The organism is Psychrobacter sp. PAMC 21119 (assembly GCF_000247495.1).
Classification (GTDB): Bacteria; Pseudomonadota; Gammaproteobacteria; order Pseudomonadales; family Moraxellaceae; genus Psychrobacter; species Psychrobacter glaciei.
In genome coordinates, this window is record NZ_AHVZ01000022.1 from 154,877 (window position 1) to 180,644 (window position 25,768).

The 25,768-nt window shown below is 43.9% G+C and carries 17 protein-coding genes; 8 read left to right on the plus strand and 9 right to left on the minus strand.

The genetic code is table 11. The annotated features are described in order from the left end of the window. Nucleotides 1-452: 452 nt before the first annotated feature. From RH96_RS09240 to RH96_RS14985, 4 genes are all read left to right on the plus strand, one after another. Nucleotides 453-2,927 carry an esterase/lipase family protein gene (locus RH96_RS09240; protein WP_010200186.1) on the plus strand — a complete coding sequence of 825 codons (2,475 nt, stop codon included), beginning with the start codon at nt 453-455 and terminating at the stop codon, nt 2,925-2,927. A gap of 454 nt (nt 2,928-3,381) precedes the next feature. Then, the gene (locus tag RH96_RS09245) at nt 3,382-4,878 is read left to right on the plus strand and encodes a cytochrome ubiquinol oxidase subunit I (protein ID WP_010200188.1); all 1,497 of its coding nucleotides are present in this window, start codon (nt 3,382-3,384) and stop codon (nt 4,876-4,878) included. Beyond that, nucleotides 4,878-5,894: a cytochrome d ubiquinol oxidase subunit II gene (cydB, locus tag RH96_RS09250; protein ID WP_010200190.1), complete on the plus strand. Its 1,017-nt coding sequence runs from the start codon at nt 4,878-4,880 to the stop codon at nt 5,892-5,894. Before RH96_RS09245 ends, cydB begins: the two co-directional genes overlap by 1 nt. Nucleotides 5,895-5,983: 89 nt before the next feature. Next, nucleotides 5,984-6,100, plus strand: a complete 117-nt coding sequence (locus RH96_RS14985; protein WP_141629728.1) for a DUF2474 domain-containing protein — start codon at nt 5,984-5,986, stop codon at nt 6,098-6,100. 84 nt (nt 6,101-6,184) lie between these two features. Here RH96_RS14985 and murU read toward each other — a convergent pair whose 3' ends face one another. Both murU and RH96_RS09260 read right to left on the minus strand, forming a co-directional pair. Then, complete coding sequence (murU, locus tag RH96_RS09255) at nt 6,185-6,913, minus strand: N-acetylmuramate alpha-1-phosphate uridylyltransferase MurU (protein ID WP_010200193.1); 729 nt, start codon at nt 6,911-6,913, stop codon at nt 6,185-6,187. Between the two features lie 56 nt (nt 6,914-6,969). Next, complete coding sequence (locus RH96_RS09260) at nt 6,970-8,079, minus strand: aminoglycoside phosphotransferase family protein (protein WP_010200195.1); 1,110 nt, start codon at nt 8,077-8,079, stop codon at nt 6,970-6,972. A 400-nt stretch (nt 8,080-8,479) separates the two neighbouring features. Here RH96_RS09260 and RH96_RS09265 point away from each other — a divergent pair, with 400 nt between their 5' ends. Then, nucleotides 8,480-11,566 carry an LPS assembly protein LptD gene (locus tag RH96_RS09265; RefSeq protein WP_010200196.1) on the plus strand — a complete coding sequence of 1,029 codons (3,087 nt, stop codon included), beginning with the start codon at nt 8,480-8,482 and terminating at the stop codon, nt 11,564-11,566. A 163-nt stretch (nt 11,567-11,729) separates the two neighbouring features. Then, nucleotides 11,730-13,133: a peptidylprolyl isomerase gene (locus RH96_RS09270; protein WP_010200197.1), complete on the plus strand. Its 1,404-nt coding sequence runs from the start codon at nt 11,730-11,732 to the stop codon at nt 13,131-13,133. A 646-nt stretch (nt 13,134-13,779) separates the two neighbouring features. Here RH96_RS09270 and RH96_RS09275 read toward each other — a convergent pair. Further along, complete coding sequence (locus RH96_RS09275) at nt 13,780-14,958, minus strand: endonuclease/exonuclease/phosphatase family protein (protein ID WP_010200201.1); 1,179 nt, start codon at nt 14,956-14,958, stop codon at nt 13,780-13,782. 484 nt (nt 14,959-15,442) lie between these two features. On the opposite strand from RH96_RS09275, the gene asd reads away from it, so the two are divergent. After that, a complete protein-coding gene (asd, locus tag RH96_RS09280) occupies nt 15,443-16,576 on the plus strand; it encodes an aspartate-semialdehyde dehydrogenase (RefSeq protein WP_010200206.1) in 1,134 nt (377 codons plus the stop codon). Between the two features lie 78 nt (nt 16,577-16,654). Here asd and RH96_RS09285 read toward each other — a convergent pair whose 3' ends face one another. After that, nucleotides 16,655-17,305, minus strand: coding sequence for an SOUL family heme-binding protein (locus RH96_RS09285; RefSeq protein ID WP_010200210.1), 651 nt, complete (start codon nt 17,303-17,305; stop codon nt 16,655-16,657). A gap of 236 nt (nt 17,306-17,541) precedes the next feature. Here RH96_RS09285 and tgt point away from each other — a divergent pair, with 236 nt between their 5' ends. Then, complete coding sequence (tgt, locus tag RH96_RS09290) at nt 17,542-18,693, plus strand: tRNA guanosine(34) transglycosylase Tgt (RefSeq protein ID WP_010200213.1); 1,152 nt, start codon at nt 17,542-17,544, stop codon at nt 18,691-18,693. A gap of 97 nt (nt 18,694-18,790) precedes the next feature. On the opposite strand, the gene RH96_RS09295 is transcribed toward tgt, so the two are convergent. The 5 genes from RH96_RS09295 to bamA all read right to left on the minus strand — a co-directional run bounded on the left by RH96_RS09295 (nt 18,791) and on the right by bamA (nt 25,604). Continuing rightward, nucleotides 18,791-20,143, minus strand: a complete 1,353-nt coding sequence (locus tag RH96_RS09295; RefSeq protein WP_010200218.1) for a sodium-dependent transporter — start codon at nt 20,141-20,143, stop codon at nt 18,791-18,793. A 316-nt stretch (nt 20,144-20,459) separates the two neighbouring features. Then, nucleotides 20,460-21,239 carry an acyl-ACP--UDP-N-acetylglucosamine O-acyltransferase gene (lpxA, locus tag RH96_RS09300; RefSeq protein WP_010200222.1) on the minus strand — a complete coding sequence of 260 codons (780 nt, stop codon included), beginning with the start codon at nt 21,237-21,239 and terminating at the stop codon, nt 20,460-20,462. 181 nt (nt 21,240-21,420) lie between these two features. Continuing rightward, nucleotides 21,421-21,930 (minus strand): 3-hydroxyacyl-ACP dehydratase FabZ, encoded by a 510-nt coding sequence (gene fabZ / locus RH96_RS09305; protein ID WP_010200225.1) that lies wholly within the window; start codon nt 21,928-21,930, stop codon nt 21,421-21,423. An 83-nt stretch (nt 21,931-22,013) separates the two neighbouring features. Continuing rightward, the gene (gene lpxD, locus RH96_RS09310) at nt 22,014-23,030 is read right to left on the minus strand and encodes a UDP-3-O-(3-hydroxymyristoyl)glucosamine N-acyltransferase (protein WP_010200228.1); all 1,017 of its coding nucleotides are present in this window, start codon (nt 23,028-23,030) and stop codon (nt 22,014-22,016) included. 141 nt (nt 23,031-23,171) lie between these two features. Beyond that, nucleotides 23,172-25,604 (minus strand): outer membrane protein assembly factor BamA, encoded by a 2,433-nt coding sequence (bamA, locus tag RH96_RS09315; protein WP_010200230.1) that lies wholly within the window; start codon nt 25,602-25,604, stop codon nt 23,172-23,174. Nucleotides 25,605-25,768: the final 164 nt, after the last annotated feature.

Sequence of the window (25,768 nt, forward strand, 5' to 3'; positions counted from 1 at the left end):
TTGATATCAATATAAAAAGAAGGTTTTTTTTGGCTCAATGCTAGGGCCTGTCTTCAATTCACTCGATATTCATCTAAATGGGCTAAACCTTGCCAAACATCGTCAAATAGCTGGTTAATATCCCTATATTATCTGCGCTATTTTTCTTGTTTGACGGCAATTTATCTCATTTTTATCGCCATTTTTGAAATGAAGACACGCCCTAGTCATTGTTGCTTTTTCTTTTACTTGTTCAAATAACCTCTTTAGCCATTCAGGTTAAAATTTGATACGTTGTCGTCACACTCATTTTATTCTAAATATTATTAAACAAGATTTGACTATGAATTTTGTCCATTACACCTGAAGTTTCAAATAAAATAGTGAAATCCAAAAAGTTGCGCTACACTCGTTTTATTATATTGACGACCTATGATGACTATAGGCATGACTATTATTTATTGGAATTACCTATGACCTTCACTCGCTCTGTCAGTAATCCGGCCACACACGCTACTATAAAAATAAAACCTGTCATTCTATCAGGGCTCATAACGGCAATGGCGCTACTACCAGCTTGTAGTACCGTATCGGTTGAAAAGCAAGCATCAGCGAAGACCATTTCTGCACAGCGTGGCAATATCGTCACAGACAATGAGCTCAGTACTGACACAGCGTCAGCCTTGTTATCAGCAGGACTTAACGAACAGGCCTGTTTTCAGCAGTTCGATTTGTGCCTAATGCAGCTCACTGATAGCATACTCACTGAAAATTACCGTCCAGCGCTGGCTGTGTTTTCAGAATTACATTATGCCAGAGCTCGCCAGCTTGCCGACTCCAAAGAGTGTCAAAATGCACTAGCTCGTCCGCCGCTTGACCCTTATTATGCCAATGCGCCTCTGAGTGATACTGAGGCCGAGAGTCAGCAGCAGAGCACAGACGAATGCTTGACTAGCTACCAAGGTCGACTGTTTGACGCCATCAAATCCAGCTATACCTATCTGTTTTATGACAGTTTGGCACATGACTTTGAAGGAGCAGATAAAGTAAAAAGTCAATCTCAGGCAAAAAACCGTATTCCAAGTGATATTGACATCCAAACTCAAGATATTTATAACGCAGCCAGCAATGACGTCATTACCCAACTATATCAATCGGTAGATGGCACAAATAAATTGATGGGTAAGACCAAAGTGGACTATCTACCAACGAGCACGGCTTCTCAAGATACGAGCAAACGAGAAGCGATCGCAAACCGAGCATCGTTGAACGGTAAACCTACTGACCAGATCGAAGTGATGAAGGTGCAAGTAGACCGTTATAATCTCAATATCTTTATGCCCAACGAAAGTAACTATCTAAAAAACGCACAAAAACAAACCTCAGCGCTCGCCGACTTAGTATCCACTTATGAGCTGCGTCTCTCAGGCCTTAACTCAATCAGCAAACGTCCAGGACTGGGTATTAGCTTAGTCGCTTCATTGGATGATCGCTATACCACGACCGTCCGACAGCTGCTGGTTTCATCACTATCGGGGCAGCTCAATAAAGATACCGTTGACGGAAAAAAAGATGATAGCGCGCCCAGCTCACGCATCTATCCTACAGGGCATTTATTGATGACGGGCTTAATTAAGCCCACGGGAGATAGCGTCCTTGATACGCTCAGCAGTCATCAGCTCGATATTCATTTATACAACCCTTATCGCAGCGAGAGCGCCACTATCTTGGGTGATGACTATCCACTGGCAGCGAACTTCTCTGCTGGCTATGGACTATGGCTGGCAGAAAACCAGCTCGATGGCGTCGGTTACTTAAACCTAATCACCCGCCAAAAACAGGCCAGCTTACCTAAGCTGTTTATGCTAGAGCCTTACGATCCTGACAAGCGGGTAATCATCATGGTGCATGGCTTGGCGTCTAGTCCCGCCACATGGGTAAATTTGACCAACGATATTTTTAATGATGATAAGTTGCGTGATAACTATCAGGTATGGCAGATTTTTTATCCGACCAACTTACCTATTTTAGAGAACCGTTATCAAATTCAGGAATTAATCAATAGTACGTATCAACAGACTGATCCTAAAGGACAAAATCGCGCCAGCAAAAACAGCGTGATTATCAGTCATAGCATGGGTGGTATCATCTCCCGCATGATGCTGTCTGATGACAATTTGGCCAACAACTTAGACGCTTTAGAGGATGAAAATTTACTCGAAAACAGCAGTAAACGACGAGTCGATGACATGCTGAAAAAAGCCTTTGCTAACGACGATCTGCGTAACCGTTTTGAGCTACACACCCTACCACAAGTCGATACTGCCATCTTCTTGTCCTCACCCTTTCAAGGCACCGACTATGCCGATCGCTGGTTTACTCGGGCGCTAAGGCGCATCGTGTATTTACCTGTGGGATTGGTCAAGACTGTCACCGATAACGTGGCCACCCTCGCCATTCAGGGCGACTTGGCGCAAAACCCCTTAGGTGCTCTGTATTTGCAGAATGGTGCTAGCCAGCTAAGCGATAAATCGTCTTTTATTCAGCTAACCAAAGACATCAGCATCAATGATCGCATTACTTATCATTCGATTATCGCTAATAACGATGCCGATATCACCAACGGCTTGGCGCAAATGCAACCCGGTGGTGCAAGAATTGACTTATCCCAAGAAGTATCAGAAGAGGACAGTAGCGAGAATGCAAGCAATGGCCCTGCATCTGAATCTGAGTCAATCAGTGAACCGCTCGTCGCCGCTGTGACTGTCGATGAAGATATCAGCCAAGCACTGACCGAACGCTTGTCAGATGGTATCGTCCCCTACACCAGTGCCCATCTCGAAGGTGCCGCCTCTGAAACCGTCATTAATGGCGGTCATAGCATCCAAGAAAACCCACAAACCGTACTAACTCTGCGACAGATTTTGCATACACAATTACAGGAATGAGGTAAATATACGCCATATGCCAAAGCAGCAAAAAATTTGTCCATCAGCTATCTATAAATCATATGTAACAGCCATGTGCTGCTGATATAAATTAGGCAATATATTGTTCTTCATGGCTATCAATTCAAGTTTTTTAGGTACATTTGATACTATTTGGGTGACTACTAGGTATGTAACTGCGTGTTTGGGCAGCTTGCGTGTATATCTAGGGAAGCGCATAATAGACCCATAGCAAATGACAGTAATATACTAATTTATAAGGATGTAAGTTATTTAACCCAGCTAAACAGTGATAATCTTAGCCGCATTTTATTTTAAATATTGCTTGCGAGTGAACACTGAGCTACTGCCCGTAATCAATCGTTGCCACCTTAATTATATGGTCAATTACGGACAGTTACTTGCGTTGTATGGAAGCCAGCGCTATTCAGCTAATAGATAAGGGTGACCATTTATGTTCGCTACGTTTATGATTGACCAGCTTGATGCGCTGATGCTGGCGCGCATCCAATTCGCTTTTGTTATCTCGTTCCATATTGTCTTTCCCGCATTTTCTATCGGGCTTGCTAGCTGGTTGGCAGTTCTTGAGTTCCGTTGGTTGAGAACGGGCGACCCTGTTTACGCTGAAGTTTATAAGCACTGGGTAAAGATATTTGCCGTGGTGTTTGGTCTAGGCGTGGTGTCAGGTGTGGTGATGTCTTACCAGTTCGGTACTAACTGGGCGGTGTTCGCAGATAAAGCCGGCAATGTTCTAGGCCCTCTACTCGCCTACGAAGTATTGACCGCGTTTTTCTTAGAAGCCTCTTTCTTAGGTATTATGCTATTTGGTTGGGGACGCGTCAGCAAACGCATGCATTTCGCTTCCACTGCCATTGTCGCCATCGGTACGCTGATTTCAGGTTTTTGGATTTTGGCAGCCAACAGTTTTATGCAAACGCCGCAAGGCTTTATGATGGGTGCAGACGGGCTACTATATCCTACTGATTGGCTCGAAATCATATTCAATCCTTCCTTTCCTTACCGCTATGCTCATATGATGACGGCCGCGTTCTTGACTACTGCCTTTGTCATTGGTGGTATCGGTGCTTATTATATTCAATCTAAAAAACACACAGAACACCGTCGGCATGGTCGGGTAATGCTAGGTATGGCAATGATTATGGCCATATTTGTAGCGCCTGCACAGGTATTGATTGGCGATGAGCATGGCTTAAACACGCTTGAACATCAACCAGCCAAAGTAGCCGCCATGGAAGGTATTTGGGAGGATGAGCGCGGTGCGGCTTTACGCTTATTTGCGATTCCTGACCAAGAAAACCAAACCAATAAGTACGAAGTAAAAATCCCTTATGTGACTGGTTTGATTCTTACTCATTCGCTTGATGGTGAAGTAAAAGGCCTTAAAAATTGGGCACCTGAAGATCAACCACCCGTCATTGTTGTTTTTTGGGCATTCCGTATCATGGTTGGCATTGGTATGCTGATGGTATTGGTCGGTTTATTCAGTCTCTACAAGTATTTCAAGAAACAACAGTTTAACCCCGAAAGCTTATGGTTCCACCGAGCGTGGATGATGATGACACCGCTTGGTTTTATCGCACTATTGGCTGGTTGGTTTGTGACTGAAACGGGGCGTCAGCCATGGACAGTATATGGCGTAATTCGCACGGCTGAGAGCATGTCACCGCTTGCCGCTCAACAAGTAGCAACGACACTGATTGGCTTCATCATCCTGTATATCTTCGTGTTCGGTGCTGGTAGTTTTTATATTTTGCGCTTGATTGCACAAGGGCCCAAACCTTATGAGAACCCTGCTGATGACAACTTCTATGAGCATTCAGTGACAGAGAGTCAAGGTCGCGCATTAAGCGGCGATAAGAATACTGCTAAAAACACTGAAGAAGATTTAGATACTCCTGCGGACGATGTTGATGATGGAGGGTTACGCTAATGTTTAACTACGGTGATGTATTAGACTTACCTCTCATTTGGGGCGGACTTATCGCTCTATCTGTATTTATCTATGTGTTACTTGATGGGTTTGATTTGGGCTGTGGCATTTTGTTCCCGTTTGCAGGCTCCGATAAGAATCGTAGCCGAATCATGAACTCTATTGCGCCATTTTGGGATGGTAATGAGACTTGGTTGGTATTGGGCGGCGGTGGTTTGTTTGCCGCTTTCCCAGTCGCTTACGGTATTATTATGACAGGTCTTTATTTACCAGTAACCGCCATGCTTTTTGGTCTTATTATGCGCGGAATGGCGTTTGAGTTCCGCTTTAAAGCTTCGTCACGTCGTCATATTTGGGACACCTCCTTTTTTGTCGGTTCGGTCGTCGCAGCCTTCTCTCAAGGCATTATGCTTGGGGCACTCGTACAAGGTCTTGAAGCCAGCAACCGCTTATATACTGGTGGACCTTTTGACTGGTTTACGCCTTTCGCTATCGTTTGTGGCTTTGCGATGATTATCGGTTATGCTTTACTTGGCTCTACTTGGCTCATCATAAAAACGGAGCATACTTTACAAATTTGGGCGCGCAAAGTCTCTGGCTGGATGCTCTCTGCCTTAGTCGTGGCGATGATTATCGTCACAGGGTTTATGTATTTTTCAGATATCAATGCACTCGAAGGATGGTTTAAGTTCCCGAGTTTATTGTATCTCGCACCTATGCCTATTATCGTCCTACTATTATTTTTTCTCATGCGTAAAGACTTAAAAACGGAGCGTGAATATCGTCCTTTCTTATTGACGGTTGCTCTATTTTTGATGGGTTACATCGGCGTCTGTTTTGCCATGTTCCCTTATATCGTACCGTATCAAATGACGATTTATGAGGCAGCCGCTGCGGATACGTCGCTATCCTTTATGTTAATTGGTGCTGTTATTATGCTGCCTATTATCTTAAGTTATACTGCTTTTGCATACTATACTTTTAAAGGCAAATCTGATCACAAGCCTATGTATTGATTAGGGTCATACCGTCAATCAGCCAAAAACCTTGGCTATCATTATTGATTCATGATGACCACAACTCATAAGCCAATCAGGAGATTTTCATGAAAAAGCTTAGTAAGAAACAATCACAATGGGCATGGTTTGCTGGCTTATATCTAGCAGGGTTCTTGGTTGTCTTTACCATTGCCCAATTGATAAAATTGGCTATGGGCGTTTGATGCCAATCGCTAATAGCATAAAAAAGCAGCGTCGAGAAATCAACGCTGCTTTTTTTATTAATCTGTTTTTATTTGATATTACGTTTATGCGCCTAAGTGATTGTCGCTACCGTTGCTCTCAATAAACTCATTTACCTGCGCCAAGCGCTCAGGCGTCCCTACATCTATCCAATTGTCAGTGATGACTTCCGCAGTAATTTGAAACTTTATCATCGCTTGCTTGAGCAGCGGCGCCAATGCAGCTGGCTGACCTGATACCAATCCATCCACTAATCTAGGCGACATTACACTGATACCAGCAAAGGTATATTTGTCTGCCTCGCCAATCGGTTGCTCACTGGCCAGACCATTATTGATCGCAAAATCACCGCCATTATTATGCTCTGGATTGTCAATCAATAACAGATGCGCCCGTTGATCAGCGCCTAGTGTATAGTCCCGCAACTGAGCAAAATCATACGTCGTCCAGACATCGGAGTTGACTAAAATAAATGGCTCATCTCGCAGTTTACCGGTTTGTAATGCTTGAAAAATACCACCTGCGGTCTCTAAAGGCTCATCATCTTCTACTGACCAATGCAATTTAACTCCGTACTCGCTACCATCACCCAAGGTATCCATGAGCTTGTCAGCAAGCCACGAGGCATTAATCGTAATATCGGTAATGCCTGCTGCTTGTAGCGCCTTAATATGCCAAACAATCAGCGGCTGTCCACCCACTTCTACTAAGGGCTTAGGCGTTTCAAGTGTTAACGGACGCAAGCGCGTTCCCTTGCCAGCAGCCAAAATCATTGCTTGCGTAATCGTAGACATGCACGCTCCTTATTCAATTTATAATGAGAGAGATAGATGCAAGTTATTGTCCATCTCTATAACGAGGAAAATTTATCTTGATAAGCAGGTAATATCTGATCTGCAAGCCATTGATTAAATGGCTGTAGCGCTTGCTTCATCGCCTCATTGCCATGCTCAGCAAGCCAATTCAACTCAAGCAGTAGATCGCGCATGACTTTGGGGATATCAGCCAAATAACGGTCTTTACCATCGCGCTCAGACAAGCGGATAAAGATTCCTAGTACCTTGAGATGCCGCTGTACGCCCATCACATTCATATCATTCTCAAGCTGTTCAGCACTATCGGCGGTGGTGAGCACCGCCTGTTGTTGCAACTGCCAAAAGTCACGAATCCAACCAGATATTTGATGCTCTGGCCATTCAACATAAGCGTCACGCACCAATGACACCAAATCATAGGTATAAGAGCCAATCACCGCATCTTGGAAGTCAATCACGCCTAAGCGCGAGCGATCCGCTTGATCTTGCATCAGGTTGCGACTGTGATAATCACGATGCACAACCACTGCTGGCTGCTGTAAAACCTCTTGTATCAATGCCGCTTTTAGGGTGTTCCATAAATCCTGATTCAGCTCGACATCGATATAGGGGATAAACCAATCACTAAATAAATCCATCTCGCGGTTCAATAACGTGGCGTCGTAATCAGGCAATTGGTACTGAATTTTTGCAGTCTCTACTGGCACAGTCTGTAGCGCTACCAAGGTCTGCATGGCCAATTGATAATGATCATTAATCTGCTCAGGTGTCGCATCGACGAGCAAATGCGCAAATTCTATCGTGCCAAAATCTTGCAATACCAAAAAGCCCTTTGCTACATCTTGCGCAATCAACGTTGGCACATTGATGGCGGGCGCCATCAGCTTTGCAACATTGATAAACTGCTGCAAGGCGTCTTGCTCGTCAGCAGAATCCATGACAATATAGCGCGCGGTGGCGTCATCCTTATCAGCCAATTGGATACGGTGATATTGGCGGGCGCTCGCATCACCAGGCAAACTATCAAGCACAAATTTTTGGTCAGCAAACACTTGCTGCAACCAATTCTCTAGCTGCTGTTGGCGGTTATTCTTGTCGTTCAGAGTGGCATTCAGGGTGGCGTTCAAAGGCATGGTATCAGTCATAGAGTACATCGCAGGTTAAATATAAGTCGTAAATCATTAAAGTAGTGATAAGTCAGGCAAAACCTTGCTAAAATAGTGACAGCTTGATTGACAGTATCTGTTGTAATGTAGGTATTGACACATAGTTTTATCAATGTTGCCCAGCAATTTTCAAAAAACAGCTTAGCAATGTTATAAATTTTGGTAAATAGTGTAGCTGATTTGGTTTTTTTTGACTATGATTAGTCGTCATTATATGTAAAACAGCCAAATTTTTGAGATTATATGATTAACTCCTGATTTTTTAATCATTTATGAACCACTAAGTTTTTAGTCATTTATGAACCGCTAAATATAGCTAAAACATGGCTATTAAACTAAATATCGTAATCCAATAGGCTCTGCAATCATAGGTGTGCCCTTGTTATATTCTCCGCTTTACCAAAGCATCCGTTTGGTTTTATTCGGTGCCTTAGGCTTATCGAGCTTGACCGTCAGTGCAGCGCTCACCAAGGCTGACACACAGACAACTGCGCCATTAGCCACCGATACTGTCAGCAGTTATGTCTCTGACATAGCTACCAATACCAATACCAAAGACAATATTAACACCATCAATCAGGATATTAGTTACCCGCGCGTCAATGCACAGAATAGCGCTTATGAAGCAGTAAACGAAGAAACTGTAAATATTGCTCCCGAAGCTAGCAACGCTGCTTTAATGGCTAGTAGCACACTTGATAATAGCGATTTAGACATCACTGAAATCAACGATAATAGTGATGCTATCTCTGACGTAGAAGCACAGAGAAAACCCCTAACGACCATCGGCGACAACACCAATTCCAAAAATAACGATGTGCGAGTGGCTGACAACGCTAGCAATACGCTGAAACCGATTGATGACAGCGATGCAATCGATGACAGCGATGAGAGTATTCAAAACAGCTTGCTGCGTTTGGCAGAATTTTATGAGCTGACCCCTGATACCGATTTATCAACCCTAAATACGAGTGATAGCACTTTAGAGTCTGAACCAGATAATATCCAGGACAATCTATCACCTGCAACGCAAACCATCGCCAAAGTGGGCAAAAACTTACGGCTGCTACCAAATGTTATCGATAGTGCCCAGCGCTGCGAAGGCCGATGGGTCTACCCACAACAGAATGCTAATTATCAACGAGCCGTCAATGAAGCAGCGATGGATAATGGTCAGGCGGCGACCAATCTGAATGGCGTGGCTAATAATCGAGCGCCTTTATTTGCAGAATCCGACTATGGTTATTATGACAATGTCGACTATGCGGAGCTATCTGGTAACGTGATTGTCGAACAAGGCACTCAGCATATTGAAGCTGATAGTATCTTGTTGGATTTGAGTCGTGGTGTTGCCGCTGCGCAAGGTAAAGTCATGTTTACCGATCAAGCAACTGGCAATCAAGTAACCCGTGCCAACACTAGAAACACAGGTACAGGCAGTATCACCGAACAGGCAGCCAAAGGTGGTCTCATTGGTGTCGCAGACAGTCTGGCTTATAATACTGAAACTGGACAATCAACGGCTAACGATGTGGCGTTTGCGAGCGTAGAACTCCAAGCACACGGCTATGCCAAGCGCCTTAATCGACCTAACGACAGCCAATATGAGCTGGATCAGGTCATGTTCAGCACTTGCCCACCGACTGACCGCAAATGGCAGTTCGATGCCAAAAGTATTGATTTGGACACGGAGACTGGTCGCGGTGAAGCTTACAATACGACTTTCCGTATTGCGGATGTTCCGGTGTTTTATCTGCCTTATTTTAACTTCCCCATAGACAGCCGACGCAGTACAGGGTTCTTATTACCGAATGCGAGCATTAGTAGTGAAAGTGGGCTTGAGGTTGATATCCCCTACTATCTCAATTTAGCGCCCAATTATGATGCGACGATCAATACTCACATCTATAGCGATCGCAATCCTATGCTCACAGGTGAGTTTCGCTACTTGACCGAAAATTATGGCGAAGGGATTTTTAACGGTTCATATTTGCCAAACGACAAAGAATATGATGACGAAGATCGCACCAGCTTTTTTTATGATCATTACTGGTCATCTACCAGTATCCCGCGCTTAAGTGGTGATGCTAAATACAGCTATGTGTCGGATGAAGATTATATTAACGACTTTGATACTTTGGGTTTATCAGACAACACCTTAAACTTGCCGCGTCGCGCTCGACTTAATTATTACAACGATTATGTCAACGGTGAGCTGAAGGTTGAGACTTTCCAAACGCTCAATGCTTTTACCGATAATGGTGAGCCGTTAGAAGACAAAGACAAGCCTTATTCACGCTTACCGCAGCTCAAACTTGACTATCGATTACCGTGGGCAGAGCGTTTTGATATCACGGGTGTGCATGATTCTGCTTATTTCAAAAAATCTATCGATGACGGTTCTGAAAATGAAAAAAGTGGTGCGCGGGTCTATAACAAAATCAGCGCTGTTTATCCGATGGAAAAATCATGGGGTTATATTAAGCCCAAGCTGAGCCTACAACATCTGTATACCTCATATGACGAAGACAGCCTCGCGGACAACCAACTTAGTGAAGAAGATGGTAGCCAATCGGTATTTGTACCGCAAGCCAGTATTGATGCAGGTTTGCACTTCTACCAAGCAGGCTCACCCTTCGGTGCCTTTGACGATACCATGGGTGGCTATCGCCTATTGAGTCCACGATTGAAATACACCTATTCGCCATTTAAAAACCAAAACGACATCCCTAACTTTAACACTCGTATCGCCTCAATTAACTACGAGCAGTTGTTTTCAGACAGTTGGTTTTTAGGTCATGATCGCTTGCAGGATTTGCATTCTATTACCCCTGGGATTAATTATCGTTACATCGATGCAACGGGTGTGACACGTTTTGATGGTAGCATTGCTGAGCAGTTTTATATCGATGATGGTCGCGTGACCCTTGAAGATCAACAACCTGTCTTTAGCTCTTCCTCTTCAGGAATGGTTTGGGATACCAGTACGCAACCCTACAACAATTTTTGGGTGGATGTCAGCGGTGCGCTAACCGATGATTATGACTTGAACTATGTTACGACAGAGCTACGTTATCAGCCATCGGATAATAGTTTGTTTAACGTTGGGTTTGTTAAGCGTCAGCGCGATGAAAACACCAATCAATTGCCGCTGTCTGCCTTTACTGCTTCAGCTGTGTTCCCGATCAATAACAGCTGGCGAGTATTGGCTCAAGGTCAATACGATTACAATCGTGATAAAATGCTCGATTCGCTAATCGGCATCGATTATGAAGATTGCTGCTTTGGTTTTGCCGTTTACGGTCGTCGTTACTATAATGACCTAAACGTCAAAGACAAGCCGACACAAGCGATTATGGCAGAGATTAGATTGAATGGTCTTGGTAACAATAGCAGCCGTTTGACACGATTGCTCGCTGATAAAGTCTTGGGCTTTGAACCCGTCCAGACTGCATGGAAAGACTAACAAGGCGCAAATAATGCTATATTAAGGCATTGTTTTCGTCATTATTTATATAACCTTGTTTGTAACCCTATTATGGACAACCTTAGACAATATTTGCTTCTTAAAGATATTAGATAGCGTTGACCGACTACCATCCGATGCGATGACATTGATGAGGAGCATCATGAGATTTTTTTCTTTACGTCAGACCAGCCGAGCCGTACTGCTTTCTATGAGTATGAGTGCAGGCCTTGTACTTAGTTTCAGCGCGCAAGCTGCCACCGTTAATTCTGCAACAGCATCTAAAACAAATGCTAGCGCTGAGCAAAGTAACGTCAATCGCTTGACCCCAGCAAACAGTACCGATGGCATCATTGCTTTGGTCAATGAAAATGCTATCTTAAAAAGCGACTTGATTGATGCGATCACTAAAACACAAGCACGGGCTCAAGCTGCTGGTGAACCGATTGCCAATTCAGCACAGCTACAGTCTGAAGTGTTAAATGCTCTCATCTTGCGTGAGCTGCAACTGTCACTGGTCAAACGTGTGGGTCTAAATCCTAACGAAGCCGATATCAATCAGCGTCTTGGTCAAATTGCTCAAGCTGAAGGGCTTGGTAGTATTGCTGCTTTACAGCAACGCTTAGACGCCGACCAACCTGGGAGCTACGCGACCCTACGAGCCAAACTCATTGAAGATGCCGCCATTCAGTCTTTGCAGCAACGCCAGATCAGCAGTCGTGTGCGTATTAGTGAGCAAGATATCGATGCATTTTTGGCTTCTCCAGAAGCCAAACGTTTGAACCAAAGCGAGTACCAAACTGTTCATGTACGCGTCCCTTACATGGATGACTACAGCCGACTGTCAGAAGCCCAGCGTGCTGAAGCACTCAAAGTGGCCCAAGCATTGCGTGCACGCTTATTAGAACCAAATGTCGACGTGGCTGCAGCCGTTACTGCCAGTCAAGGCAGCTACGCTATCCCTATACAAGGTGGCGATATGGGCTTTCATAAAGCGGCCTCGCTACCGACAGAGTTATCGAGCGAGATTACTAAGCTCGATGTCGGCGCAGTGAGTGCCCCGTTATTGACACCTGAAGGCATCGATATCATTAAGCTTGCTGATAAAAAAGAAAGTGATAAAATGCTCATACCGCAGTGGAACACTCGTCATATTTTGATCAAAGTAGATGAGTTACAAACGGATGCCCTTGCTGAGCAGAAGATTAATGATCTGTATGAGCAATTACGCAGCGGCGCTGACTTTGCTGGTTTGGCATCAACCTATTCGGATGATCCAGGCTCAGCAGGACGCGGTGGCGATCTGGATTGGGTAAGCGCAGAAGATATGGTCGGACCATTTGAAGCAGTGATGAAAAACACAGCAGTCGGTGATTATTCTGCTCCTTTTAAGACCCAATTTGGTTGGCATATCTTAAAAGTAGAAGGTAAGCGTCAAGAAGACGTTAGTGAGCAATATCGCCGTAACATGGCGCGTCAAGCGTTATATCAACGTCTAGCACCACAAGCCAAAGAAGATTGGCTACAAGAGCTACGTGCTGGCGCTTATATTCAGGTGCTTGGCTAATTGCTTGACGAGACGCTAGCAAGCTGAATATCAGTAAAAGTCTCTAAATAAAAAAAGGGTATATGCCATTGCATGTACCCTTTTTTTGTATGAACAACGCATAGGCTTTTTTCTTTTACCCTAAGGCATGTCCTCAACTCAAACTATCGTATCGTCAAAATATCCCAAAAACGCGACGATACTGCTGATATCAATTTTTTGTAGCCTCTGTCTGCACAGGCAAAGCAAGCAAGCAAGAAAAATTGATATCAGCAGCGCGTGATGGTTCGATATTACTTTTCACTGACTATATCTAAATGCTCTCAAACTTTGAATGCTAGAAGCTGAAATTTATAATTCAATAATTTATACACAAAGAAAAGCCCCGAACCTAGGGCGATTGGTTCGGGGCTATGGCGCTTCATATTATTGTTGTTATTTCTTCCTTGTTGACTCATCCTAAGTCACAAACAGTATCCTATAAGACAGCGGGCTGACCTGTGCTTTTATTGATACGGTCTCAACACTGCATCCATGCGTATCCTTGTGTTGATGGTGGTATTTTAAGGCAATCAGTTTGATGCGACTAGAGGCTAAAGACCTTATTTAACGTAAGCATATGCTTACGTCATGATAGCGCATTTTACCCCATCACTTAGGTCTGCCATTACCCAAAACTTCGCTGCTCTTCTCTATGCTCATCTGAGACTTTTTTGCCTTCTTTTTTGCCTTCTTCAATTTTGTTTTCTGTCTCTTGGATATCTTCTGCCTGTGCCGTGGGGGCATTACCTTCTTGTCGACTCGTTTCTTCTGGCTCGTATTGTAAAGTCGTCATGACAGGGAAATGATCGGATCCTACAGATGGCATACGCTGGATATCGACCACTGTAAAGCAAGCACTATGGAAAATATGATCTAATGCCCAGCGTAAAAATGGATAACTGACATGGAAGGTATTGATAAAATGACGACCAATACGTGGATCTAATAGCCCTGAGATACGCTGGAAGCGACGAGTTGTCTTTGACCATGCCACATCATTGAGATCACCAGCCAGTATCGCTGTTTGGTTTTTTTCTTTGATATGCTTGCCGACCATGAGCAGTTCGGCATCACGAGTCGTTGATTTATCCGCTTCCGTCGGGCTTGGCGGCATAGGATGCAAACAATACAGCCAAATTACTCGGCCGCTTTGCAATCGCAGCTGCGTGTGGATAGAGGGAATATCATCAATCATCAGATATTTTATTTCAGGATCTATCAGCTCAAGCTTAGAATAAAGGTGCATACCATACAGATTATCCAGCGGGACTTTTACGGTATAGGGATAGTCTGGCTCGATTTGGTGTAACGCTTTTTCCCATTTTTTATCACTTTCTAGCGTAATCAAAATATCCGGCTGTCTTTGCTTGACCAAATCGACCAATTTTTGCATTTCATCATTAGGGGTTAAGACATTTGACACCATGATTTTTAGTTGATGATCTTGACCATCTGGCTTGCTCTTGGCACTTTGTACTTCTTTCTTCCATAATTTAGTATAAGGCAATACCATTCTAATCTGAAAAGCCAAAGTGAGACTTAAGGCAACAAACAATAACCACTGCCCCAGCTGCCAGTCTGACCAAAATACCAACATGCCAATCCAAGCAATGATCCCAAGCACCATTATTTGAATACGGGGAAACTCAACGCCGCGCACCCACCAATTATCAAGAGGCAACCACCCCCAAATCGTCACAAACGCGATAAGTCCAGCTAACCACTGCGCGCCATAATATAATAATGAGAGATCCATAATATGTATTAACCATTTATTGAGTTGCTGGCTGAGCCAATGATTCATATACTCATCGTTAGCCAGTGACTAACGTTTGTATCATGATTATCTTTGATAAAAATAGATGCTTATACCATTCACAAAAACTAGAGTAGCAAGGAAAACGAGTGTAAGTACTACGCATTGTAGACTAAACGAGTTTGACACAGCTAGTCGTATATTTGGGTTTGGTATTACTTTAGCATTTCATCAGTCTATCGCCTACTACGGAGCGTTAATATGCTCAGCTGACCATAAAACGTTACAATGTCAGCGCAGTCACGATACTGAGCTTGTTATATTTTTCGTCATTTTTCTCAGACTTTATGCAATACAAGAACAGCAGATCTCATAGTAGGCTCATGATGATAACGTAAAGTTATAGTGAGCATAGTTATTAGTGTATGAAAAACAGCCAAAATCTGCTAAAACGCCTTGCTTTTTATGGTCATTCACGGCATTGTTATCGGCTAGCAATGCAATAAATAATGGTAAAAAAGGATTAAGATTCATGAGTGATTTAACAGTAGGTTTGGTAGGCTGGCGCGGCATGGTTGGCTCCGTATTGATACAACGTATGCAGCAAGAAAAAGATTTTGACGGTATCACGCCGGTATTTTTTTCAACCAGTAATGCTGGTGGTGATGCGCCAAGTTTCGATGGTATTCAAACCAGCCAACTAAAAGACGCTCATGATATTGACGCACTAGCAGCTTGTGATGTAATTATTACCTGCCAAGGTGGCGACTACACCTCAAAAGTTCATCAACCACTGCGTGCTAGTGGCTGGAGTGGCTATTGGATTGATGCCGCAAGCACTCTGCGCATGGAAGATGACAGTATCATCATTCTTGATCCGGTCAATCGTAGCGTCATTGATAGCGCCTTAGCCAATGGTCAAAAAGACTTTATCGGTGGTAACTGTACGGTATCACTCATGCTGATGGCTATTGGTGAATTGTTTAATAGAGGCTGGGTAGAATGGGTCAGCGCGATGACTTATCAAGCAGCGAGTGGCTCTGGCGCCAACAACATGCGTGAGCTCATCAACGGCATGGGCGTGCTACACGATGCGGTCAAAGATGAATTGGCTGATCCTGCGAGCGCTATCCTTGAGATTGATAAAAAGATCGCCCAGACTCAACGCTCAGAGGGCTTTCCTAAGCAGTACTTCGGTGTACCACTCGCTGGTAGCTTGATCCCTTATATCGATGCACAATTAGAAAATAAGCAATCCAAGGAAGAATGGAAAGGTGGTGTCGAAACCAACAAAATCCTTGGCAACTCTGAAGCTGATAAGATTGCTATCGATGGTATGTGTGTCCGTGTTGGCGCGATGCGCTGTCATGCTCAAGGCTTGACCATCAAGCTCAAAAAAGACATCCCGTTAGAGGAAATCGAAGCGGCACTAAAAAACAGTGGCAATGAGTGGTTAGATCTAGTCGAAGATGACAAAGAAGCCACCATGAACCGCTTAACACCAGTGGCAGTAACAGGAACTTTGACAGTCGCATTAGGACGCTTGCGTAAGCTCAATATGGGCCCTGAGTATCTAGGCGCATTTACCGTTGGTGATCAACTATTATGGGGCGCAGCTGAGCCATTACGCCGCATGCTAAACATTATCCGTGAGCAAAAAAACTAAGCTAACTTTCTTAAGAATTCAATACAAAAAAGACAGCATTTGCTGTCTTTTTTTGGCATTATTTTTGGTAATAAGGAGTCATTTTGGCTGATAAGCTATCATCACTTCATTACGACGCATAAATGGTAGTGTCCAAGGCGGATTATAACGTGCCAGCTCGGGCTTACCTGTCGCTGTTAGATTTTGAGTTTGCATCCATGTCTGTAACTCTGCAGTTTTCGTTGCAACTTTGTCTTCTCCTGCCAACCAAGAGAACTTAATCACACCATAGATCTGTGCAGGCACTTCAACAATCTCAACCTTTGGATTATTGGGTTTTGGCAGCGTTTGTATCGTGTATTGACTAGGCATAGTAAATTGGACACGCCATTTACCATCAGTTTGTTGCATGCTCACTGGCGCAGTCATGGCAATTTCTTGTGATTCATCAGAATCTGCTTTGGTTTCAGGCTGCATTATGACCGGCGCTGTCATACTGATCTTGCTACTCTCTCCACTTGGCGCGTTATTGTTGCCAAAAATATAATCAGCTAAAACCTTAAATCCTTCGCGACTCGCTGAGTCTTGGTCACCACTCACCCACGTTTGCGCCACTAGCTGCTTGTCATAACGACGCAGCTCAAAGTCATCCATTTGCGACAACACTGTATAATTCGGCTCTTCGGTAGCCATAGCTGCTCCTGATGTTAGTAGTAAACCACTCAGTAATAAGTAGGTTGCCTTTTTCATATCGTGTCTCCAGCATCTAAAAGCAAGGTCTGGCGATTCTTAATACCTCACCGGTATGGTTGCTACTTTACCAACTGACCATTAGTACTGTCCGTGTCTTTTGGTTATGAAAAAGGAATCTTAACCAAAACATACATTGACCAGATATATCTATGTCACCAAATATCCATGTCCAAAAAAACTGCTAACAATGCTATAATTGGCATCATTTTCATAGTGTAAATAGCGATTATCATATGCAATTTGTCTTACATAAAACGGCCAGCGGCGAGACGCGTGCACGCCGTGGTACGGTTCATCTCAATCATGGCGACGTACAAACGCCTGCTTTTATGCCTGTCGGTACTTATGGCACGGTCAAGGGTATGCTGCCACGTGATATTGAAGCCATTGGCGCTGATATCGTGTTAGGTAATACCTTTCATTTATGGCTGCGTCCAGGTACTGAAGTCATCGATAAGTTCGGTGGTTTGCATAAATTTATGCATTGGAATAAGCCTATCCTGACCGATTCAGGCGGCTTTCAAGTATTCAGTCTGGGGGCGATGCGTAAAATCACCGAAGAAGGGGTCGATTTTAAATCTCCTATCGATGGCGCTAAAGTATTTTTATCACCAGAAAAGTCGATGCAGATTCAGTACAGCTTAAACTCAGACATCGTCATGCAATTCGATGAATGCACGCCCTACCCAGCGACTCATGACGAAGCCAAAAAATCGTTAGAGCTGTCACTACGTTGGGGACAGCGCTGCGTTGATGAGCACAACAGACTGGGCAGTACCAATGCCTTATTTGGCATTATTCAAGGCAGTATGTATGCCGATTTGCGCCAGCAGTCGCTTGAAGGGCTGCTCGATATCGGCTTTGATGGTTATGCCATTGGCGGTCTATCTGTTGGTGAGCCAAAAGACGAGATGATGGATGTTTTGGACTATATTCCAGATGCGATGCCAGCCGACAAGCCACGCTATTTGATGGGTGTTGGTAAGCCTGAAGATATTGTCGAAGCAGTCCGTCGCGGTGTTGATATGTTTGACTGCGTCATGCCGACTCGTAACGCGCGTAACGGTCATTACTTTGTTACAGGCGACTTAGACAATGCTGGCGTTGTACGTATCCGTAACAGCCAATATCGCAATGATGAAGGTACATTGGACCCAGAGTGCGACTGCTATACTTGTCAAAACTTTAGCCGTGCCTATTTATATCATCTAAACAAGTGCAAAGAGATGCTAGGCGCGCAGTTAGCGACTATTCATAACTTGCGCTATTACCAACGTTTGATGCAAGGTATTAGAGACGCTATTGAACAAGACAAATTTGATGAATTCGTCACTGAGTTTTATAGCAAGCGTGGACAAGCGGTTCCTGAACTAAACTTACGCTAATCATATTTTTTGAAATAGTTATAAATACAAAAAGGGCTTAAGAATTATCTTAAGCCCTTTTTAGTGTGTTGCTTTTATTATTTCTAATTAATCAGTACTAGCCCATTAACGAGGTTACAAATACCACGATCACGGCAATTGGTGCTACGAACTTAGCGACAATTTGCCAAAGCTGCCAAGCACCATTCGATAAGCCAAGCTCTTGTTGAATAGTACGTTGATCCATTTTCCAAGCAAGGAAAATAATCGCCGCCAGACCCGTCAATGGCAATAAGAATTTGCTGGTAATTTTGTCCAAGGCATCAAAGATACCATTACCCATAATCGTAAATTCAGACCATAGGTTAAATGATAATAAAGCGGCGATGCCCAATAACCAAATCACTGTACTTGCAACGATGGTTGATACAGTACGATTCATCGGAGTACGTTCTTCTAAAAACTCAACCGTTGGCTCAAGTAATGAGATAGATGAGGTAATAGCAGCAAAAGTAATGAGTAAGAAGAATAAAGTACCAATGATCGTACCTGCGCCCATACTACCAAAAGCAATCGGCAAGCTCACAAAGATAAGACCAGGACCTGAAGCAGGATCAAGACCATTGCTAAAGATAATTGGGAAGATGGCTAAACCAGCTGCCAAGGCAATGACCGTATCCAAAATAACCACGGTACGTGCAGTCTTAAGCAAATTCACTTCTCGACCCAAGTATGAGCCGTAAGCAACCATGATACCCATACCAATAGATAGCGTGAAGAAAGCATGTCCTAAGGCTGCAAGCATAACGTCAGCGGTCAGCTTGCTAAGATCTGGCGTAAATAGGTAAGCTACTGCTTCACCAAAGCCACCATTTATCACGTTATAACCAACGATGACAAATAAAATCACACCTAGTAGCGGCATTAAAACTTTGGCAGTGGTTTCGATACCTTTGGTCACACCAATACCAACAATCAAAGCGGTCAGCGCCATAAATACGGTATGCCAAATCGTCAGCGTACCAGCTGAAGCAAGCATGGCATCAAAGGTCGCAGCGACAGAATCACTATCTTGACCTACAAAACTTCCTGTACCTACTTTAGTAATATAATTGAGCGCCCAACCACCGATCACACTATAAAAAGATAGAATCAAAAAGCCGCCCAAAATACCAGTGGCCCCAACGATACCCCAACTGCGTGACTTACCTTCGCTTGCGGCTACGTCTGCAAAAGTATTGACTGGGTTTTTTTGTCCACGACGACCAATCAACCATTCAGCAACTAAGATAGGAAAACCTACCAGCGCGATACAGAATAAATAAGCAATAACAAAAGCTGAACCACCGCTTTCACCAACCATATATGGAAATTTCCATATGTTTCCTAAACCTACTGCTGAACCAACCGCTGCTAATACGAAGCCAAAACTTGAGCTCCACTGTGCATGTTCTTGTTTATTGATAGCCATTTTTTCCGTCCTCGTGCTTCAATTAATGTCGCTTATAATCTTCCATGATTATTTTAAATAGTCCTCCATACCACAGACTATCTAATTAACGCCTCAATGTGACGCGTCTAGCAACATTATGAAAGAATTGTTTACAATATCGTAAACGCTCAGTTTCTGCTAAGCGACCAAAAAAGTCAAGTAGTCATAAACATAAAAAGCCATAACAATTGGCTATGGCTTTTTATGTTTATGACTACTTAACAACCGTTGGGTTCATCGAACCTTCGATAAGGTAATACTCTAATTTTCTATCCATACACTATCTATCACTTGATTAGCGAACGACACCCCGACGACTTTTTTGCAAAGAATCAACAAGCAGCTGAATTTTTGGCTCTTTCGGTAATAGCTCTTGCTTTAGAATTTCGAGCGATTGAGCCGTCGTTAACCCTGATCTAAAGATCGTGCGATACGCTTGACGTAAGATATCAATTGTGTGCTTAGACCAGTCTTTACGGCGCATTCCTTCTACATTGAGACCATGGGTTTTTGCCGGATTGCCAGACACCATAGTAAAGGCTGCTACATCTTTTAAGATTAGACTGGCACCGCCCACCAAACTATAATCATCCACGGTACAGAACTGATGAATACCTGAGTTACCACCGATAATCGTATGATCGCCAATCGTTACATGGCCTGCGATGCCAACATTATTAGCCAGTACGTTATGATCACCAATCAAGCAGTCATGAGCAATGTGCGTATTAACCATCATCAGATTGTGGCTACCAATTTTGGTCAGTCCACCATCTTGGGCTGTGCCACGATGTAAGCTACAAGCTTCTCGAACGGTATTATGATCGCCAATCTCAAGCCAAGTACGCTCACCTGCATACTTCAAATCCTGTGGATCTTCACCGATGCTGGCGAACTGATAAAACTGATTGTGGCTGCCAATACGAGTAAGTCTTGCCACGACGACATGCCGATGCAGCGTCGTATATGCGCCAATCGTCACCTCGTCGCCAACAATACAATAAGGACCGATGATAGCAGTCTCATCAATCTGAGCGGACGGTGAGATGAGTGCTGTTGGATGGATCTGACTCATAATTTAGGCCTTTGTATCATCTGATGCAAGTAAATAGTAAAACAAATACAACCAATTTAACTTTATAAATTAAGCCAATACCCGTTCAGATTATAATGATTAGTGGTTAGTACTATCGCCGATATAAGCGTCAGTCTTTGAACGATTGAGCCAGTCTTCACCCCAAGATAGTGAAGATAAATTATTGTTCTTGGCGGGCAATCATGACTTGAGCACTCGCAGCAAGCTCATTTTCAACATGTACCGTACAATCAAATTTATAAATACCGCGCTTTTGCATAACCGTTTTGGCACGGATAATCAGTTGATCACCAGGAATGACGCGGCGCTTAAAACGCACCTTATCCACCCCTGCAAACAGATATAGATAGCCATCTTCGGCAGTCAATCCGGCACTAATAAAGCCTAATACGCCAGAAACTTGCGCCATGGACTCTACCATTAATACCCCTGGCATAATCGGTTGCTCAGGAAAATGGCCATTGAAAAACTCTTCATTAATGGTCACGTTTTTGATACCAGTAATGCATTCACCAGGCTGACAGGCGATAATTTTGTCTACCAACATAAAAGGATAACGATGTGGCAAATAATGCTTGAGCGTATGATAGGTTAGCGGCAACGTCAGACCTTGCTCCGCTAAGCTTTTGATGTCTTCATCGGATGGGATATCGATATGGGTACTGCTCATAATGACGCTTCCTTGCTATATTAAAAAAGCTGTATGTAAAAAGTTATGTTAAAAAATTTATGGATGACGAACTTGTATGGGCACTATTCACTGCCGAGCTGACGAAAGCGTACAGCGGCACGGCGCCACTTAGCAGTCGGCATGGCCGCTGTTCCAGAGGAATATGACCCTGCGACCTTAATTGACTTGGTCACCATGGTCATTCCCGACAACGTCACATCGTCGGTGATATCAATATGACCAGTGATACCAACTGCCCCACCGATAACACAGCGTTTGCCAACACTCGTGCTGCCCGCAATTGCCGTGTGGGCAGCAATAGCCGTCCCATCACCGATGTGCACGTTATGGGCAACCTGTACAAGATTGTCAATAATAACATGATTGCCAATTACCGTGTCATCAATAGCACCGCGATCAATACAGGTCTGGCTACCAACACGTACATGATCGCCGATGATCACACGACCAAGCTGAGCGATGCGCTCCCAGCCCGTAATACTCGGGTCTCTGGTTGGGGCAAAACCAAAGCCTTCAGACCCTACGCTGACACCAGCATGTAGCCTAACATGATTGCCAATGATACAGTCATGGCCGATAACGACTTGCGACTTGATGAGGCAATCAGTACCGATAGTACTGTGGGGTTCGACGACCACATGGGCATCAAGACGACTGCGCGCACCAATGCTCGTATTTTCCCCAATCACACAAAATGGACCAATACTGACGTGTCCACCAATGATCGCGCTATCGGCAATGACCGCACTAGGATGGATACCAACCTCTGGCGTTTGACGAGCAAATAGTTGACTGGCACTCGCATAAGCTAAGTAAGGCGCTGCCACTACCAGCGCTATCGACATTGCTGGTACTTGGTCATGGTATTCAGCAGTGACAAACACTGCTGCTGCCTGAGTGTTGGTCAAGCTAGAGACGTAATGAGAATTTGCCAAAAAGCTTAATTGTGCATCATTAGCAGTGGTCAAACTACCAACACTGTTAAGTGTCAGCTGTAACTGTTCAGCGCTAAGATCAGCCTTATTAATGATAGGCTGACGCTGCTCAATCCGCGTGATAAGTTGCTCAATCGTTATCATAGTTGGCATTAACATTAGAATGAATAAAAGGGTCATCAAGTTGAAACATCAACTCGATGACCTATGGAGATCAGATTTTTTATTGATTTATAATATTGACTTAATATAAGCCATCAAACCAAGCTAATAAGCGCTGGCAACTTAGAACGTGCTACCAATCTGGAACTGTACTTTCTCAGTCTCATCACCTTCTTTATCACCGAACGGTACGGCATAACTCAGTGAAATTGGACCGATTGGCGTATACCAAGTCACACCTGCACCCGCACTATACCGCATGTCATTATCTTGCGTTAATAGCTTTATTTCACTGCCATCTGAATTCTTAGTCGGGTCACCCGTATTAGGGTCAATAAACGTACGATCTTCTTTACTCGTGGTATCAAATACTTGACCACCTTCAGCAAATAGCACTGGGCGCACTTGATCTGCCCAATCACCTTTAAATGGCATTGGTAAGATCAGCTCACTACCAAAGCTGACCAAGGCATTACCACCGACCTCTTCGTCTTTAAAGCGGCGGTCACTATCAATCGCGTCAAAATAACCCTGTGACTTAGGACCTAGTGTTGACGCTTCATAACCACGCACTGAGCCGTAGCCACCCGCATAGAAGTTTTCGTAGAAGGGTAAGTCATTGCCGTAACCGAGCTTGGTATAACCACGTGCGACTAAATCTTTATAAAGTGGATAGTACACATTGCCTTGATAAACGAGTTTTTGATAATTGGCATCACCAAGACCAATGGTCGCATCAACCGTATGACTCATACCTTTGGTCGGAAAGACCGGGCGATCTAAAGTACTGTAATCCCAACCAAACAACAAGTTATAGGTCTGATAGTCGTTTTTGAAGCCAGTACGACCTTCAAAGTCTCCAGTAAAGTTTTCAAACGATCCACCATCATCGATGATCTGTTGTACGTTTGATACACCAAGGAGGCGACCACCACGTACTGACGTATTATCAACGTTTAGACCAGCACTAACACGCTTGGTTTCATCAACAGGATAGCTATAGTTCAGCGTAGCGCCATAAGAGTCAGTGACATAGTTACTGACGTTTCTGTCATCAAATTTGGTTTCACGATAATAGGCACTCAGGCCCTGCGAAACACCGTTTTCGGTGAAGTACGGATCGGTATAACCCAAGCTATAAGAATCACGGGTTTCTGAACGTGATAGTGCCGCTTTAACGCGGTTACCCGTACCCATGAAGTTATTTTGCGTCAAATCTAACTGAAAAGTAACACCGCCACTTTGCGAGTAACCGGCAGCAATCGTTGAGCTACCAGAAGGCTGCTCTTCAACCGTAAAATTCACATCCATTTGATCTGGCTGATTGGGTACTGGCTTGACATCGACGTTGACTGCTTTAAAGAAACCTGTACGCATCAGACGCGTACGTGACAACTGAATTTTTTCGCTAGAGGCGAGCGCCCCTTCTAACTGACGCATTTCACGACGTAGTACCACATCCTGAGTTTTGGTATTACCTGTAAAGTTAATACGGCGTACATAGATAGGACGTGCTGGATCGATATAATAATCGACATCGACCATTCTAGTTTCGTCGTTAATACGCGGTACTGGTCGAATTTGTGCTAAATAATAACCTTCATTCCCATAACGGCTCTTTAGAGAGGCAGTCGTGGCATCAAGCTTGGCTTGTGAATACTTTTCATTCTGCTCAAAAGTAACCAATTCTTTAAGCTCATTGGTCTCAAATGTCGGCTTACCTAAGAAATTCACTTCCCCAAACTGATATTGCTCGCCTTCACTCAAGCTGACTTCAATAAAGACGCTGCGTTTGTCTTCACTGATATTGAGTACCGCATTATCCACGTTAAAACGCACATAACCATCGTTCTGATACAGCGCTTTCAAATTCTCTAAACTGGCAGCCAGCTTTTCTTTTGCATAGCGATCAGACTTAGACAGCAAACGTGTCCATGACGACTCTTTGACAGCGAAAACGTCTTTAATCTCTTCGTCACTAAAATGTGTGTTACCAATAACATTGATATCAACCACTTTAGCAGGCTTGCCTTCGATAAAGCGCACATCAAGCTTGACACGGTTGCCATCCAGCAGCGTTTGATCAACTTCGATATTACTATTGTAATAACCTTGGCTAATATATTGCTGCTGTAGTTCATTGGCGACGCCCTGCAATGTCGATTGCTTAAGTACACTACCGACTGACAGACCAGCGTTGCCAAGTCCTTGCTCTAGACCTTCTTTTGGAATGAGCTTGTTACCTTCGAAACTGACCTCAGCAATAATTGGACGCTCAACGACATCAAATCGTAGCTGACCGCCTTCGACACGGCTTTGGATGTCGGCAAAGTTATCAGTCGCATATAGCGCCTTAATACTGGCTGCCAGACTACTATCATTCGCCGTGTCGCCTACCGAAATAGGTAAAACCGGATAGAGACTATCAGGAGTTAGGCGTTGTAAACCATTGAAACCGATGTCAGTGACCACAAATTCTGCCGCCTGTACAGGCATACTCATCATCGCTACAACTAACGGCAACCCTGCCGCGCTCATAAATAAAGGCGTACGCATAAACACTATCCGTCAATAAAAAACTTGCTGAAGTTAAGTTAAAAAGCACATGTTGTCTAGCCCAATCCGAGTGAAATCATTCGCTCACTCGCGGGAGACTCAGGACACTTTATATAAAACGCATCATAAAATAAACTAAAAATTACGATTAGTACAGAGACAGC

Excerpts from the sequence above, each read along its gene's own strand:
- RH96_RS09240 (WP_010200186.1), top strand. The coding sequence starts at position 453 with ATGACCTTCACTCGCTCTGTCAGTAATCCGGCCACACACGCTACTATA.
- RH96_RS09245 (WP_010200188.1), top strand. The coding sequence starts at position 3,382 with ATGTTCGCTACGTTTATGATTGACCAGCTTGATGCGCTGATGCTGGCG.
- cydB (WP_010200190.1), top strand. The coding sequence starts at position 4,878 with ATGTTTAACTACGGTGATGTATTAGACTTACCTCTCATTTGGGGCGGA.
- RH96_RS14985 (WP_141629728.1), top strand. The coding sequence starts at position 5,984 with ATGAAAAAGCTTAGTAAGAAACAATCACAATGGGCATGGTTTGCTGGC.
- murU (WP_010200193.1), bottom strand. The coding sequence starts at position 6,913 with ATGTCTACGATTACGCAAGCAATGATTTTGGCTGCTGGCAAGGGAACG.
- RH96_RS09260 (WP_010200195.1), bottom strand. The coding sequence starts at position 8,079 with ATGACTGATACCATGCCTTTGAACGCCACCCTGAATGCCACTCTGAAC.
- RH96_RS09270 (WP_010200197.1), top strand. The coding sequence starts at position 11,730 with ATGAGATTTTTTTCTTTACGTCAGACCAGCCGAGCCGTACTGCTTTCT.
- RH96_RS09275 (WP_010200201.1), bottom strand. The coding sequence starts at position 14,958 with ATGAATCATTGGCTCAGCCAGCAACTCAATAAATGGTTAATACATATT.
- asd (WP_010200206.1), top strand. The coding sequence starts at position 15,443 with ATGAGTGATTTAACAGTAGGTTTGGTAGGCTGGCGCGGCATGGTTGGC.
- RH96_RS09285 (WP_010200210.1), bottom strand. The coding sequence starts at position 17,305 with ATGAAAAAGGCAACCTACTTATTACTGAGTGGTTTACTACTAACATCA.
- tgt (WP_010200213.1), top strand. The coding sequence starts at position 17,542 with ATGCAATTTGTCTTACATAAAACGGCCAGCGGCGAGACGCGTGCACGC.
- RH96_RS09295 (WP_010200218.1), bottom strand. The coding sequence starts at position 20,143 with ATGGCTATCAATAAACAAGAACATGCACAGTGGAGCTCAAGTTTTGGC.
- lpxA (WP_010200222.1), bottom strand. The coding sequence starts at position 21,239 with ATGAGTCAGATCCATCCAACAGCACTCATCTCACCGTCCGCTCAGATT.
- fabZ (WP_010200225.1), bottom strand. The coding sequence starts at position 21,930 with ATGAGCAGTACCCATATCGATATCCCATCCGATGAAGACATCAAAAGC.
- lpxD (WP_010200228.1), bottom strand. The coding sequence starts at position 23,030 with ATGATAACGATTGAGCAACTTATCACGCGGATTGAGCAGCGTCAGCCT.
- bamA (WP_010200230.1), bottom strand. The coding sequence starts at position 25,604 with ATGCGTACGCCTTTATTTATGAGCGCGGCAGGGTTGCCGTTAGTTGTA.